This is a genomic window from Cutibacterium granulosum (assembly GCF_900186975.1).
GTDB classification, from domain to species: Bacteria; Actinomycetota; Actinomycetes; order Propionibacteriales; family Propionibacteriaceae; genus Cutibacterium; species Cutibacterium granulosum.
On sequence record NZ_LT906441.1, the window covers coordinates 1355792 to 1371393 of the forward strand.

Below are 15602 nucleotides of genomic sequence, written 5' to 3' on the forward strand. Positions count from 1 at the left end.
GAGTGCCACGGTGTCGTGGCGATCGCGTGTATTCGGGTATGTCTTCTGGGCAGTCGCCATGGCTGACCTCGTGTTGAGCACGAATGGGGTCAGGGGCGACGGTGGTCGTGCCAGTCAACCGTCGAGTCTCAGCCGTGGTTGGGTCAACGTGAGCAGTCGTCCGCTCCGGCAAACCTTGTCGATGAGAGGGACTCCTGGGCGGTACATGAGGTGCAGCCACGACGGGGCCGCCAAACCCACCAGATCCGCACGGGCTCCCGGCTTGATGACGCCGACGTCGTCACGGTGAAGGGCGGCTGCGCCTCCCGCCGTCGCCGACCAGAGGGCCTGCTCCGGCGTCATGCCCATCTCCCGCACCGCGATGGCAAGGCAGAACGGCATGGACGAGGTGAAGGCGGTGCCCGGATTGCAGTCGGTGGCCAGCGCCACCGTCACTCCGGCGTCGAGGAGTCGTCTGGTGTCGGGGTAGGGCTGTTTGGTGCTGAACTCGGCGGCCGGAAGCAGAGTAGCCACAGTGTCGGTGGCCTTCATGGCGTCGATGTCCTCATCGCTCAAAAACGTGCAGTGGTCTACTGAAGCCAGACCCAGCTCGCAGGCCTGCGGAATGACCTCGGAGGGCCCCAACTGAGCGGCATGGAGACGAAGCCCCAACCCGGCATCCTTGCCTGCGCGCAGGATCTCCATGGTTTGGTCGGGGTCGAAGGCGCCGGTCTCGCAGAAGGCGTCTATCCAGTGCACATAGGGACGTACGGCTTGCAGCATCTCCCCGCACACCAGACGGACGTACTCGTCCGGCTCGTACTCGGGCCCGACGACGTGGGCGCCCAGGAAGGCACCTCGTCGGTGTGAGAACTGGCCACTCGCGCCAGCTTGACCTCCGTCTCAATGTCGAGCCCGTACCCCGTCTTGGCCTCAACAGTCGTCGTTCCACCGAGCGCCATTTCGTCGAGGATCCCGGTCATGACGGCATCGAGCAGCCCGACGGACGCCTCCCGGGTGCGTCGAACGGTGCGCAGGATTCCGCCGGCCTCGTACTTCTGACCGTTCATCCGTGCGTCGAACTCGTCACTACGATCCCCTGCGAAGACCGGATGGCTGTGGGAATCGACGAAGCCGGGGATGATGCAGGCTCCCGTCATGTCAGCCTGGTAATCGGCTGCGGGAGCCTCGGCACAGCGCCCCACCCAGACGATTCGATCTCCGTCGATGACGACGGCTGCGTCACGGATCTGTCCGAGGCCATCACCGCCGACGGATGGATCGTTGGTGACCAGCAGACCGATGTTGTTGATGACGACGCTCACGAGTCACGACCTCTCAGCTCGTTCAGTACATGGCGCAGATCCTCGGCGGTGGCGTCGTCGCGTCGGATCCACTCGCCCGCAATGATGGTGGCGGTGACGTCCTCGGCGGTTGCCGTCAGCGGCCAGCGTGTCGGGTCCACCCCGGCCAAGCGAGCCGACGACGGATCGACGACGACGACGTCAGCAGGATCACCCACGCTCAGCCCGGCGAGGTCGGAAGCGGGTGTGGAAACTTGGTGCGGGCGTGGTCCCGCTGCCGGGCGCAGGCTCGCCACCCCGTATCGAAAACCGATCTTCCACAGGGAGTTGCAGCCGATGACTCCTCGGGTCCCGGTGGCCAGCCGAGTGGTGGACTCGAGCATGCGCAACTCGGCGAAGGGGTCGGTGACGACGTCCTCGTCGGTGCCGATCGTCAGACGCACCTCGGCGTCGAGCAGATCCTTGACCCGCGCGATGCCGTCCCCCAGATCGGCCTCGGTGGTCGGGCACAGCGAGACGATGGTGTCCGTGCGAGCAATCATGGCGATGTCGTCGTCGCTCAGGTGCGTGGCATGGACGACGGTGGTGCGATCGGAGAGCACTCCAGCACGTTCCAGGACGGCGGTGGGCGTCAGTCCGTGGGCGGCCAGACACTCCTCGTTCTCACGGGGCTGCTCGGAGACATGGACGTGGATCGGGGTGCGGTCCGGCAAGCCCGAGATAGCTGTGGCCATCTCGTCAGGACTGACGGCTCGCACCGAGTGCAGGGCCGCTCCCGGCGTCACCAAGGGGGAATCCGGCAGGGCATCAGTGAGAGCGTTCCAGCGCTCCAACCATCCCTTGACACTGCCGTCACCAAACCTCGTCTGGTCCTCGCCGAGTGGAGCTCCCGGTCCGGCGTGCAGGTAGCAGGTGTCGAGCAGGGTGATCCGGATACCCGCGTCGACGGCAGCGTTGACAACGGCCAACTCCATGTCGTGGTGCGGGTAGGGGGTGCCGTCGGGCCGGTGGTGGACATAGTGGAACTCGCCCACGCTGGTGTACCCGGCAGCCACCATCTCGGCGAAGGCCGCTCGTGCCAGGCGGTGGTAGGAGTCCGGGTCGAGGCGGTTGGCCAGCCGGTACATCTCGGTCCGCCAGGACCAGAAGTCCTCACCTTCCCCGGCTCCTCGAGTCCGCGGTGGAAGACGTGGGAGTGCGTGTTGGCGAATCCGGGAACAGCGACGCCGCTGAAGCTGTGGCGATCGTGCTGGGCGTCAACCGTGACTTCGGTGATGACGCCAGCATCACTCGAAACGCGCACATTGTGCGCAACCCGTCCCTCGACGAGGGCCTTCGGGAAGAACCACTCACTCACTTGACCAGCTCCTCCAACACGGCTCGCAGAGCCTCCGCTCCCGCCTCGCAGTCCTCGTCGCTGGCTGATTCGGCCGGGCAGTGGGACGCTCCGGTGGGATTGCGGACGAAGAGCATCCCGGTGGGCAGCGTCGCGGCCAAGGTGGCAGCGTCGTGACCCGCTCCCGTCGACAGCTGCGGGGTCTCCTCACCGAGGACCTGCAGCATCCGATGACGCAGGTCGTCGTCGAAGGCGGTGCGGTCGGTCCATGACTCACGGGCCCAGACGACCTGGCACCCCTGCTTGTCAGCAGCCTCTGCTGAGATCTTCTGGATCTCCTCGACGACCTTGGTGACGGTGCCGGGGTCCTCGGCTCGGCAATCCAGCCACATCGTCGTGGCCGAGGCGATGACATTCGTCCCGCCTGGCTCGACGTTGATCCGCCCAACCGTCGTCACACAGCCCTCCCGCTCAGCGGCCTCACGGGACGCCAGGATGGTTTCGGCCACTGGGATGACGGGGTCGTGGCGATCGGGGATGAGGGTGGTCCCGGCATGGTTCCCCTGCCCGGTGAACTCGGCACGCCAGCGGCCGTGCGGCCGCACCGCTGTGGCAATCGCGACCGGGTGGTCGAGGTCGGCCAGCCCGCGCCCTTGCTCGACGTGCAACTCGATGAAGCAGGAGGCATCGAGCAGGACATCGTCAGGCTCGATGAGATCAGGGTCCAGGCCGGCCTCCCGCCAGGCGTCCGGCAGACTCTGTCCGTCCCGGGCGACGAGCCTGCGGGCGTCGTCCTTGCTGAGCTTGCCCGAGGCCAAGCGTGACCCCAGACAGGGCATGCCGAATCGTGCGCCCTCCTCATCAGCCATGGCGACGACGGCAAAGGGTTTCGACGGCTCGACCCCGGCTTCCTTCATCTTCGCCACGGCCACGAGGGAGGAGACGACGCCGAGCGGCCCGTCGTAGGCACCGCCGCCAGGGACTGAGTCCAGGTGGGACCCCGTCAGGACGGCCTCCGGGCCCGGCATTCCCCACCACGCCCAGATGTTGGCATTCATGTCCGTGACGATCGTCAGAGCCAACTCGGTGGCCTTCGTGACGAACCATTCCCGCAAGGCCACCTCGTCAGGGCGGAAGCAGAACCGCGAGTAGGAGCCGTCCTCGTTGCGTCCGATCCCGGCGATCTCGTCGAGCAGGGCTGCCGCTGTCTAGGTCGTCATCACTTCACCAATCCGTCGATGAGGGCGTCATCGACCAGGTAGGGCAGGGTGATCTGGGCGTCGTCGTGTTCCTGGTTGAACTCGGTGGCCGTCTCGATGGAGTGGTCGTTGCGGGCCCAGCCGCGTCGGGCCACACCGCACATGACGTCCCACAGCAACCCACTGCGGATGACGGCGTCGACCCGCTCGGAGCCGTCCAGGACCAGCCCGAAACCACCATTGATGGCATTGCCGATTCCCGTGCCGCCGCCATTGTGCAGGGTCACCAGGCTCATGCCGCGAGCGGCATTGCCGGCGAAGCACTGGGTGGCCATGTCCGCCATGACGTTGGAACCGTCCTTGATGTTCGCGGTCTCGCGGAAGGGGGAGTCGGTGCCGGACACGTCGTGGTGGTCGCGGCCCAGCATGACCGGGCCGATCTCGCCGTTGCGCACCATCTCGTTGAACCGCAACGCGATGTCCCTACGGCCCTTGGCGTCCTGGTAGAGGATTCGGGCCTGGGTGCCGACGACGAGGTCGTTGGCCTCGGCGTCCCGAATCCAGATGTAGTTGTCGCGATCCTGACCGCGGCGATTCGGGTCGATGCAGCTCATTGCAGCCTGGTCGGTGGCGACGAGGTCCTCGTGACGGCCCGACAGGCACACCCAGCGGAAGGGGCCGTAGCCGTAGTCGAAGAGCTCGGGGCCCATGATGTCCTCGACGTAGGAGGGCCAGATGAACCCATTTCGGGAGTCCCCGTCCTTGGCGATCTCGGTGACACCGGACTCGTAGATGGCGTTCATGAAGGCGTTGCCGTAGTCGAAGAAGTACGTGCCGCGCTCGGTGAGGGTGCGCACCAGCTCGAAGTGCTTGCGCAGGGTGGCGTCGACCCGGCGGCGGTACTCGTCACGGTCGGTGGCCAGCAGCTCGGTGCGTTGTTCGAAACTCAGCCCCTGGGGGCAGTAGCCGCCGTCATAGGCTGCATGGCAGCTTGTCTGGTCGGACAGTAGCGGGATGTCGATGTCGTGGTCGACGGCGTACTGCAGCAGGTCGACGATGTTGCCGTGGTAGGCGATGGAGATCGGGGTGCGCTCGGCGATGTGTTTCTGCGCCAGGGCGAAGACCTCGTCGAGGTCCTCGGAGACGTGCCCCACCCAGCCCTGGTCGAGACGGGTCTGGATGCGCGACATGTCGACCTCGGCGATGATTCCGACGGCGTGGGCGATCTCGGCAGCCTTGGGTTGGGCCCCGGACATTCCGCCCAGTCCCGACGACACGAAGAGCACTCCTGAGAGGTCACCGTCAGCGGGGATCCCGAGACGGATGCGCCCGGCGTTGAGGATGGTGTTGAAGGTGCCGTGGACGATGCCCTGCGGGCCGATGTACATCCATCCGCCGGCGGTCATCTGGCCGTAGTTGGCGACTCCCATCTCCTCACAGATCTCCCAGTCCCTCTGGTTGTCGAAGCGGCCGACCATGAGCCCATTGGTGATGATGACGCGTGGGGCCTCCGGGCGCGACGGGAACAGGCCCAGCGGGTGACCGCTCATGACGACCAGGGTGGTGTCCTCGGTGAGCTGCTCGAGGTATTTCTTGATGAGTCGGTACTGCAGCCAGTTCTGGCAGACGCTGCCGGTTTCGCCATAGGTGACGAGTTCGTAGGGATACAGCGCGACGTCGAAGTCGAGGTTGTTGTCGATCTGCACCTGGAAGGCCTTGCCCTCGGTGCAGCGGCCTTCGTACTCGTCGATGGGACGGCCCTTGAGATGACCAGCCGGACGCCAGCGGTAGGCGTAGATGCGGCCGAAGGTGCGAAGTTCCTCGAGGAACTCTGGTGCGGCCTTCTCGTGCAGTTCCGGGGGAAGGTAACGCAGGGCATTGCGCAGCGCGATCTTGGTCTGATCCGGGGTGAGGTGGAATCCACGTGAGGGTGCTCGTCGGATTCCGGGCTGGAAGACCGGGTCGGGTGGGAACTCGGCGTCGAGCTTGATCGTCATGGCTGCGGCAGTGCTGCTGTTGTCGTACATCGTTTAGTTCCCCCAGATGCATTCTCGGTGTGATGTTGTTGTGGCACGATGGTCGTGACGAGGTCGCACACACAATTGCCATGGGCGGATCGCACCGGTGTGATCGCCGTTGGTTGCCTCGCTAGGGAGACATCACTGACCGTATCACTGCGGGGGTACCTGCTTAGCCGGGTTAGGACCAGCCGTTGGCACAACTCCGAGTGAGAACACAATGCGAGGAGAAGTACCGTGAAAAGACGCACCGTCATGACCGCTGGAGGGTGTCAGGAAGTTTGTGTGTGAGGCTCTGATCTAGAAGGAGTTTCACCGATAATGACTTCGGTGTCACCGAAGAAAAACCATGACCCGGCGAGGGTCAACGAGATCAGCGAGAAGCTGATGGAAAATCCTGAGCTCGCCAGCTTGATCAGCGAGCTGTCGACCTCCGCTGATGATGCCAGCGAGCTGGTCAAAGGCCTGCTGCAGGCATCGATCAACGCTGGTCTGCAGGCAGAGATGGATGCGCATTTGGGCTATAGCCATTCTGACCGCAAGACCAAAGCCCAAGTGGAAACCGCACAGGCGAACAATCACCGCAATGGGTCGTACACCAAGACCGTCAATTCTGGCTACGGCGCGGTGGAAGTGACCGTGCCCAGGGATCGTGCCGGCACGTTTACGCCCCGGATGGTGCCCAAGGGCGCACGCCGGCTCACAGAACTCGACGACATGATCGTCTCGCTATACGCCGGCGGGATGACAGTGCGCGATATCCAGCATCACCTCGCGACCACGCTCGGGGTGGATATGAGCCCGGATACGATCAGCACCATTACCGATGCGGTGTTAGACGAGGTCATGATCTGGCAAAACCGCCAGCTCGACGAGTTTTACCCGGTGATCTTCCTCGACGCGCTACGCGTCAAGATCCGTGACGGCCACCGCGTGGTCAACAAAGCCTGCTACATGGCGGTTGGTGTCGACATGGACGGCATCAAGCACATCCTGGGATTGTGGATCGCCGACAACGAAGGCGCTGCATTCTGGGCATCGGTGTGCGCGGATCTGGCCAACCGCGGTGTCCAGGACGTGTTCATCGTGTGCTGCGACGGGCTCAAAGGCTTGCCGGAAGCCGTGGAAGCCACCTGGCCGAATTCCATGGTGCAGACCTGCATTGTGCACCTGATTCGGGCTGCGAACCGGTGGGTGTCCTACCAGGACCGCAAACCCGTCTCCCGGGCGCTGCGTGAGGTCTACACGGCCGCAAACGAGGACACCGCCCGTGCCGCCTTGGATGCGTTCGAAGCCAGTGAACTGGGCCGGAAATACCCGCAGTTGGTCAAAGTCTGGCGCGACGCTTGGGAGCGGTTCGTGCCGTTTCTACAGTTTCCGCCGGCGGCACGCCGGGTGCTCTACACCACCAATTCAATCGAGTCGCTCAACGCTGAACTGCGTAAAGCTACCCGCAACAGGGGCCAGTTCCCGAACGATACCGCGGCGCTGAAGACGCTTTGGCTGATGATCTGCAACATCGAAGACAAGCGCGCTGCGCAGCGAGCGAAGAAAGCAAAGCGCGACGTTGAGTGCAACGGCTATATTGAAGGAGCGAAAGCCACCGGGTGGAAACAAGCCATCAACCAACTAGCCGTGGCTTACCTCGACCGATTCGCGGACTACTTGTAAACCAACCCCCCGCACACAAAGAATCGGACACTCTCGCTCCGTGTCCTGGCCACCCTCGACACCCACCATTTCAAGCCCCGACTCGGTACCGACCGCGATCATCGAACGCTCGACGCCCTCCTACCACAAGCGGTCGGGGAACACGTCTACGGAAACCACGATCTCAGAACGACTCCAAGACCCCCGGTTCTTGGGGTCCTCAGCTGGCTTCACGTGCCCACTGCCGCACCATCTCGTCGGTGACACGAACACCGTTGTCGGCAACAAACTCACTCATCTCAACCTCCTCATCTGAGCCAGAAACCCTTTTGTCAACCAGTTCGCGTGGATCACCAATACTGACCTGCCAGTGCCACGGACAAACACCATCTCGATTGGCCGCCCTGAACTATCAAATCCGATTGTGGCCCATCGCGCCGGCTCAACATCCTCAGCACCCCGACGTACCCGAGCACCACTCGAACCCGTCTCATACGCCTGCCGAACCTGCCTACACTTGACCCGTGTTTCAACGCATTCGGGTGAACCACTGACGCACACAGCAGAATACGCACGCGACATCACTTGGAGAACACGCTGCAGACGACAACCAGAACAAGACACTCCGCCCAAGCCTCATTCCGCTCCTGCTTCTTCATTTCCGGTAATCGTGTTTCAGACGATGCCTGCACGTAAGCGCTGCACCGATGCGATCTGAGGGGAGGCCTGTGATGACGGACATGGATGCCCGTGATGAGGCGGCTGCTGCTGATTTCGAGCAGGGGTGGTCGGGTGAGCGTATTGCGGCTGCTCGGCGTGCTTGGGGTCCTGCGGTGTCTGATGGGCTACCGGTGTGGTTGAACAGGCAGCTCGCCGAGCGGGCTCATGCTGAGGGGCGCAGTGAGTTGGGGATCATCCAGGAAGCCCTCACTCGCTACTTCACCTCCGAAGGAGTGGAAGTGATGGACACGACCGTGGAAAGTGGGACGACCTATGAAGTGGTCACCCATCGTGAGGTCTCGGCTGAGGCGAATTTCTGGGTGTTCGAGATTCCGGCCCTCGGGGTTGTCGGGCAGGCAGCGGAATTGGGTCAGGTCGCAGACGAGGCCCGCGGGATCATTGCTGCTTGGAATGAGGACGGACCCGATGAGGATTCGGTCACAGTCCAGGTTCGTTTGGATGGCGAGGCTGGAGCGTAACGCATGTGAGAAAAGGTGCAAGGGAAGAGTGCCACGCCCGCAAGGCACTGGAGCACGCACGCGGCCGCACGCAAGCGGAAGGCCATCGCTCTGCTGAGGGCCGAGAGGAAGACAGTGTCAGTGACACCGCTTTCACCGACGAGGACGCACATCGGCCACCAGACATTCACCACAGGACTCCATGCCGACCTGGGCTTTTAGGGCACCACGGAGCACGTGGGGTAAGCCAACTTCAACGCGCCCCGTTCCTGGCCAACCTCGGCATCCAAAAGCGGGCCACCGCCCCGCGACAATCTGCCAGTCGCTTGCCGTCATGGCAGGCCGGCAGCCCCACAGTTACCGCAGCCACGCACCCCAGCCGCCCTGTCGCGACCATGGGCAAGACAGGGGACGTACACGGTGACCACACCGTCACCGTCCAGATACAAGGAATCCCCCGGCTTCGGTCCGCATCCGCTAGACATCCCACCGGGGGCCGTGTGGGCAATCCGCAGACTCCCACTCCGTTTTTCCTACGTCCCACTATAGACCATGGAAAACTCAACGACCACCGGCGTGGCTTGGTCAATGGTGCGGCCCCACACGTTCCATGCTGTCTCTGCAGCTGAGTGGCATGGGAGACCACTCCACGTCTCAATCCTTGGGAACTGGTGGACGTGTTCCTTTCGGAGGGATCCACGGTGATGACTGTCGCAGAGGGGCAGGCGTCGGCCCCCATGCCGATCACATCGCAGCCCGCGCCGACCGAGTCGCAGTAAAAGGTGGGGCGTGCGGGGCTCGAACCCGCGACCCAGGGATTATGAGTCCCCTGCTCTGACCTGCTGAGCTAACGCCCCCGACAGTCCTCAAGGCAGTGGGCTGCCTCGAAGGTCTTGTGTGTCTCAGGACACTGTAGCGGGTTGTCGTCCATCGAGCAGATCGAGGATCGCATGTCCCACCGCTGAGGTGTCGTGGTGCCCGATGACGGGGAAACCCTCCTGCAGGACGCGGCGGTGTGCATTGGACACGACGAACGGGTGGCCCACCAGTCGCAGCATCGACAGATCGTTGGGCATGTCGCCGAAGGCAGCAGCGTCAGCCAGATCGACACCGAGCTGCTCGGCCGTAGCGCTCAGGGCTGCCCCCTTGGACACCCCGATCGGGGCGAGTTCGATGAGCCCGTCGTCCAGCTGCACCGAGAATGTGGTGGACACCCTGCCGTCGACGAGACCGTCCACGATCTCGAAGAGCTCCTCGGTGGGGATGCCGAAGGCGCGTACCAGCATCTTCACCGGCCGTGAATCTGGCGTGAGGAACTCGCGTATCGGCCCCCGATGGGTGACGGGCCGGCCGTGGTCCACCCGATCGAACCCCGGTTCCACGTAGCAGCTTCGCGCCTCCTCGAGGCTGAACTTGGCCTCGGGTAGTTCAGAGGAAATGTCGTTCACCACGTCCGTGATGAGGTCAACGGGAAATGGTGTGTCCGAGATCACCCGATGATTGCGCAGATCGTAGGTGACGGCACCATTGGAGGCGATCACCGTCGGGTTGACATCGGTGAAGACCTCCAGCAGATCGAGCCAGCGCAGTGGTCGTCCGGTGGCGAAGACGACGGCCGTCCCATGGTCGGCGGCGGCGAACATGGAGTGGGTGTTGAGCTCCGAGGGCCGCTGATCGGCTCCCAGGAAGGTGTGGTCCAAGTCAGTGGCGACAAGCGTGAGAGGGGTCATCAGAGCCTTCCATTGGGGTGTTCGTCGGGGCTGCCGGACGAGCTGGGCCGCCCGTCGTGTGGCTCACCACTGGAGGTGGGGGTGGGGGAGGCCGACCCCTCGCTGGGGGAGGAACTCGATTCGGGTCGTGAGCTCTGCGCATCACTGGGTTGCGGACTCGGCGAGGACGAACCACTGCCACCGGACGACGGCGACTGCTGCGAACTCGATGGCGAGGACGTCGACGAGCTGGAACTGTTCGACGTGGGAACCGGCGGCGGTGGGGGAGTTGGCGGAACATTCTGGAACAGCAGAACGGCGATGAGCAGCCCCAACCCAGCAATGACGAGGGTGAGCAGCCAGGCCACCACCGTCGTCGACCAGCCGGCCTGGTCATGACGTCCGGGCCAGGGAAGTGGCCACGACCGGGAGGTCCCCGGGGCACGATCCTTCGCCCAGTGCACCTGGAAGGAGGGGCCGGCCACTCTCCCGAGCTGACTGGTGTGGGCCAACTCCACCTCGCCGAGGATTCGTCGGGCTTCCTGGAGTGCGTAGGGGGTTTCGTCGTCCACCAGCGCCACCCACGGTGCTGGTGGGGTCTGGTCGACGGGGGCGGGGCAATCCGCGACTTCCTGGAAGAGATGCCCCAACCGTCCGGAGTCCTGCCCCTGCCCGCCACGGGCAAGGACCATGCGTGCCGGCAACAGGTTCACCTGGCCGGCCAGGCGGTCTCGGGCGCCACCATCGGATGCCGCCCCCGCACACAACATGACGAGGATCACCCGCTGGGTGCTCCGGTGGGCAAGATATGCCACACCGGCAGCAGAATCCGCAGCCCGGGCATCGAGCCAGAACTCTCCCACCTTGGGGGATCCTGGGGGAGCAGCGGTGCAGGCTGGGGAGCATCTGCTGGTGGTGTGGTAGACATCGTCGTCTATCTCACCACATCGGCGAGATCGTTCCCAGCCGCACACGACTGGATACCTTTTCCAGTGCAGGTATCGTTGCTTCGGCAGGCCATCCAGGTCGGCGTCCTCGCAGGTGGGAACGACGATTCAGGCAGGAGATTTTGTGAGCACACCGTCGACGAACCCGGCAGACCAGCATGGTGGTCGAGCGCCCTTCGAGATTTCCGGTGGCCAGAACATCGGCACCGGGAATGCGAATGCCTCGATGAGCAATGCCGAGGCCGCCCGACTGCTCGGCGAGGCGATCGGACAGGTGCAGAGGGTCATCGTCGGTCAGGAGCACATGGTCGAACAGCTCATGGTGGGGGTGCTCGCCAAGGGACACATTCTGCTCGAAGGCGTGCCCGGTGTGGCCAAGACCTTGGCAGTACGCTCGTTCGCGACGGTCCTGGGCGGGGACTTCGCCCGTGTGCAGTTCACCCCCGACCTCGTGCCCTCCGACATCATCGGCACCAGGATCTACTCCGCGTCACGCGAGCAGTTCGACATCGAACTCGGCCCGGTCTTCGTCAATTTCGTCCTGGCCGACGAGATCAACCGTGCCCCTGCCAAGGTGCAGTCGGCAATGCTCGAGCTCATGGCGGAGAAACAGGTGTCCATCGCCGGGAGAACCTTCCCGGCCCGCAAGCCGTTCAGCGTCATCGCCACTCAGAACCCAGTGGAGTCCGAGGGAGTCTACCCACTGCCCGAGGCCCAGCGAGACCGGTTCCTGCTCAAGGTCGACGTGCCCTATCCGCGGGGCAACGAGGAGTTCGAGATCCTGCGGCGTATGAGCGTCAAGGCTCCCCAGCCCACCCAGGTACTCACCACCGACATGATCATCGAGCTGCAGGACATGGCCTCCGACGTCTTCGTCCACAACCTGGTTGCCGAGTACATCGTGCGTCTCGTCCTGGCCACCCGGAGCCCCGGTGATTTCGACATGCCCGACCTGGAACCCGTCATCCAGATCGGGTGTTCCCCGCGTGCCACCCTGGGACTGGTGGCCGCCTCCCGCGCCCTGGCCCTCATCCACGGTCGCGACTACGTCCTGCCCACCGACGTCCAGGCCATTGCCAAGGACGTCATGGCACACCGCATCATGCTCTCCTTCGACGCGGTGGCCGACAACATCGCCCCGGCCCAGGTGATCGATCGCATCCTCGCCATGGTTCCCCCGCCCACCCCGGTGTGGAACAAGCAGCAACGTGAGACGTCCCACCAGCAGCATCGCTACGACGCGTCCTACGACAACTGAGGTGGCCATGGCTACCACGAATCGACGCCGAACGAGTACGACGGACGGGGTGGTCGACACCATCGTCCACCAGCCGACCGGGGCATCGGTGGCCCTGCACCAGCTGGCCCCCGAAGCTGCACTGCAGCGCCTGGAACTGACGATCGTGCGTCGGTTGGAGGGCTTCCTGCACGGCGACCATCGCGGACTCATTCCTGCGGTGGGCACCGAGGCCAGTGATGCGCGTCCCTACCAGCCCGGCCTGGACGATGTACGACGGATGGACTGGGCCGTCACAGCTCGTACCACCGAGCCGCACGTGCGCGACACCATTGCCGATCGGGAACTCGAGGTGTGGGCCCTGCTCGACGCCACCGCCTCGATGAACTGGGGCACCCGGACCATGACCAAACGCGACCTTGGCATCGCAGGGATCGCCACCATGGGGTTCCTCACCCAGAAGATGGGTGACCGGTTCGGCGGGGTCATCATGCGACACGACTCGGTACGACGGTTCCCGGCCCGATCCGGACGCACCGCCTTGTACGCGCTGTTGCGTTCCATGCTCACCGAGCCCATCGTCCCGGACAGTTCATCGCCGTCAATGCCCTTGTCAGAGAGTATTGAGCATGTGCTCCGGGTGGAGCGGCGTCGGGGCATGCGTATCGTCGTCTCCGACTTCGTCACCCCGGGAGATCTTGAACTCGACCCTGCCGTGCCCACCGAGTGGGAACGGGCGTTGCGCCGCCTGGCCAGTCGCAATCAAGTGGTGTGCATGGAGATCGTCGACCCGGCAGAGACCAACTTTCCCGACATGGGTGAGGTGCTCATCGCAGATCCGGAGACATCGGCCGCACAGCTCGTCGACACCTCCGACGAGCAGGCCCGGGTGCGCATGAACGCGGCAGCTGCAGCCCAACGCCGCCGGGTCGCAGCCGCCATTCGACGTTCCGGAGCCGCCCACGTCCAGCTGCGTACCGACTCCGACTGGGTGCGCGACATCGCCCGATTCGTCATCGGGTACCGCAAGGTGGCACCCGTGCTGCACAACACCGGCCAGGTGATGAACCCATGACGGCACAGACCTTGACGATCCTGCCGAAGACCCTGCCAAGCATGGTCCTGGGCCTGCCCGAGTTGAGATCACCGCACCATCTGTGGGCCCTGCTCGCCGTTCCTGCGCTGCTCACCTTCTACCTGGTGGCGTTGCGCAGATCCGCAAGTTCCCCGGTGCGTACCCCCAATGCCGGCATGGTTGCTGCCGTCATGCGGGGCCAACCGCAGTGGAAACGACATTTCTCGGTGGCCATGTCACTGCTGGCCCTGGAGGCCGCCGTCGTTGCCTGGTGCCGACCATTGGGGATCGAGAAGGTTCCACGGGAGCGGGCCACCATCGTCGTGGCCATCGACGCCTCCCAATCCATGGGGGCCAAGGACGTCGACCCCACCCGGATGGACGCCGCCAAACAGGCTGCCACCAGATTCATCGACACCATGCCTGAGGGATTCAACGTCTCCGTCGTGCGTGTGTCGGGCAGCCCGACCGTGCTCGTGCCTCCCAGCAAGGACCGGGCCGTCGTGCGACGCGCGATCGACAACATCGAACCCAGCGACGGAACGGCCCTGGGTGACACCATCATCGAGAGCATGGACTCCATCAGGCAGGCTCCCAAGTCCGAGGACGGCACCCCCGCCCCGGCAGCGATCGTCCTGCTCTCCGACGGGGGCAACAACCATGGGCCGGACCCGGTCCCCCTAGCCACCAAGGCTGGTAGGGCAAAGGTTCCGATCTACACCATCGCCTTCGGCACCCAGACCGGCTATGTCGACCTGGACGGGCGTCGGGAACGAGTCGCTCCCGACACGCAGGTCATGAAGCAGATCGCCTCGTCGTCGCGAGGGCAGAGCTGGGAGGCTGACTCGGCTCCCCGGCTCGACAAGGTGTACCAGGACGTGCACTCCTCGGTGGGCTACGAGGACGTCAAGAAGGAAGTCACCGCCACGTGGGCTTTCTACGCGATGGGGTTCGCAGTACTCGCAGGAGTTGGTGTGTTGACGATGGCAGTGAGGCGGTAGGTATGGCGATGCTCATACATTTCGCTCATCCCGGACGGCTGTGGTGGCTCATCGTCCCGGTGCTGCTGTTCCTGGCCTGGCTGGTGCTGGACATCCGACGCCGTTCGGTGCGCAGCCCCGACGACCGGCTGCGGCGCGTGTTGCCACACCAACGCGGTTGGAAACGGTGGCTCGCCGTGATGTCATCGGTGGCCTCCACGGCATGCCTGGTCCTAGCCTTTGCCCAGCCCCAGTCGTACCGATCAGTGCCCAGGGACCGCGCCACCATTGCCGTGGCCATCGACGTGTCACGATCCATGGAGGCCAATGACGTCGAACCCAATCGCCTCACGGCTGCCCAGGACGCGGCGAAGGAGTTCGTGGGGTCATTGCCGCCACGATTCAACGTGGCCCTGGTGAGGTTCGCCGGCACTGCGCAGGTCGTCGTCCCCCCGACGACGGACCGGGGAACCGTGGACCGTGCCATTGACAACCTCAAGGTGCTGCCATCCACGGCCATCGGGGAGGGCATCTACACCAGCCTGGACGCCATCAAGCTGGCTCCGCCCGACCCCAGACATCCCAAGGAGGTGGCTCCTGCTGCGATCGTCCTGCTCTCCGATGGTTCGACGAACATGGGGCGCCCCTCCCTGCAGGCAGGTCGGGACTCCGGTGGCAAGGGAGTTCCGGTGTACACCATTGCCTACGGAACGGCGCGTGGGTATCTCGTCGAGGACGGGGTGAGGCAACGGGTGCCGGTGAATCGCAGCGAGTTGGCTGCCGTGGCCAAGGCCTCTGGCGGTGAGAAGTTCTCGGCGCAATCCCTGGGCGAACTCAAGAAGGTGTACCGAGAGATCTCGCACTCCGTGGGATCGGACAAGGTTTATGCCGAGATCACGGACGTCTACGTGGGAATATCGGTGATTCTGGCCCTTGTCGCGGCAGGTGGCGCGGTGATGCTGGCCGCTCGCTGGCCCTAGTGGTTGAGTG

General features: G+C 64.3%; 9 protein-coding genes, 1 tRNA gene and 4 pseudogenes. 6 read left to right on the plus strand and 8 right to left on the minus strand.

Annotation, left to right across the window (positions count from 1 at the left end; translation table 11 throughout):
- Positions 1-114 precede the first annotated feature (114 nt).
- The 4 genes and pseudogenes from hutI to CKV91_RS05760 form a co-directional block, all read right to left on the minus strand.
- Positions 115-1304 (minus strand): annotated as a pseudogene (gene hutI / locus CKV91_RS05745) (imidazolonepropionase).
- Positions 1301-2640 (minus strand): annotated as a pseudogene (locus tag CKV91_RS05750) (formimidoylglutamate deiminase). Before CKV91_RS05750 ends, hutI begins: the two co-directional pseudogenes overlap by 4 nt.
- Positions 2637-3815, minus strand: a complete 1179-nt coding sequence (locus CKV91_RS05755; protein ID WP_169712419.1) for an allantoate amidohydrolase — start codon at positions 3813-3815, stop codon at positions 2637-2639. The pseudogene CKV91_RS05750 and the gene CKV91_RS05755 overlap by 4 nt, the downstream one beginning before the upstream one ends.
- 23 nt (positions 3816-3838) lie before the next feature.
- A complete protein-coding gene (locus tag CKV91_RS05760; protein WP_095140988.1) occupies positions 3839-5845 on the minus strand; it encodes a urocanate hydratase in 2007 nt (668 codons plus the stop codon).
- A gap of 312 nt (positions 5846-6157) precedes the next feature.
- Between CKV91_RS05760 and CKV91_RS05770 the strand changes: the two genes are divergently transcribed.
- A complete protein-coding gene (locus CKV91_RS05770) occupies positions 6158-7507 on the plus strand; it encodes an IS256 family transposase (protein ID WP_021105473.1) in 1350 nt (449 codons plus the stop codon).
- 273 nt (positions 7508-7780) lie between these two features.
- Here CKV91_RS05770 and CKV91_RS09395 read toward each other — a convergent pair whose 3' ends face one another.
- Positions 7781-7909 (minus strand): toxin-antitoxin system toxin subunit, encoded by a 129-nt coding sequence (locus CKV91_RS09395; protein WP_155942601.1) that lies wholly within the window; start codon positions 7907-7909, stop codon positions 7781-7783.
- Positions 7910-8448: 539 nt separating this feature from the next.
- Here CKV91_RS09395 and CKV91_RS05780 point away from each other — a divergent pair.
- Positions 8449-8796, plus strand: a pseudogene (locus tag CKV91_RS05780) (XRE family transcriptional regulator); the annotation flags it as partial.
- Between the two features lie 651 nt (positions 8797-9447).
- On the opposite strand, the gene CKV91_RS05785 reads toward CKV91_RS05780, so the two are convergent.
- From CKV91_RS05785 to CKV91_RS05795, 3 genes and pseudogenes are all read right to left on the minus strand, one after another.
- A tRNA-Ile gene (locus CKV91_RS05785) sits at positions 9448-9521 on the minus strand.
- A gap of 45 nt (positions 9522-9566) precedes the next feature.
- Complete coding sequence (locus CKV91_RS05790; protein WP_021103174.1) at positions 9567-10394, minus strand: HAD-IIB family hydrolase; 828 nt, start codon at positions 10392-10394, stop codon at positions 9567-9569.
- Positions 10394-11301, minus strand: a pseudogene (locus CKV91_RS05795) (hypothetical protein). Before CKV91_RS05795 ends, CKV91_RS05790 begins: the two are co-directional and overlap by 1 nt.
- A 245-nt stretch (positions 11302-11546) precedes the next feature.
- Here CKV91_RS05795 and CKV91_RS05800 point away from each other — a divergent pair.
- The 4 genes from CKV91_RS05800 to CKV91_RS05815 are packed head-to-tail and all read left to right on the plus strand — an operon-like array spanning position 11547 to position 15592.
- Positions 11547-12578, plus strand: a complete 1032-nt coding sequence (locus CKV91_RS05800) for an AAA family ATPase (RefSeq protein ID WP_081672418.1) — start codon at positions 11547-11549, stop codon at positions 12576-12578.
- Positions 12579-12627: 49 nt separating this feature from the next.
- On the plus strand, positions 12628-13632 hold the full coding sequence (locus CKV91_RS05805; RefSeq protein ID WP_197691383.1) for a DUF58 domain-containing protein: 1005 nt from the start codon (positions 12628-12630) through the stop codon (positions 13630-13632).
- Between the two features lie 32 nt (positions 13633-13664).
- Positions 13665-14633 carry a VWA domain-containing protein gene (locus tag CKV91_RS05810; protein WP_095141089.1) on the plus strand — a complete coding sequence of 323 codons (969 nt, stop codon included), beginning with the start codon at positions 13665-13667 and terminating at the stop codon, positions 14631-14633.
- Between the two features lie 2 nt (positions 14634-14635).
- Positions 14636-15592, plus strand: coding sequence for a VWA domain-containing protein (locus CKV91_RS05815; protein ID WP_065860891.1), 957 nt, complete (start codon positions 14636-14638; stop codon positions 15590-15592).
- The last annotated feature ends 10 nt before the right edge of the window (positions 15593-15602 follow it).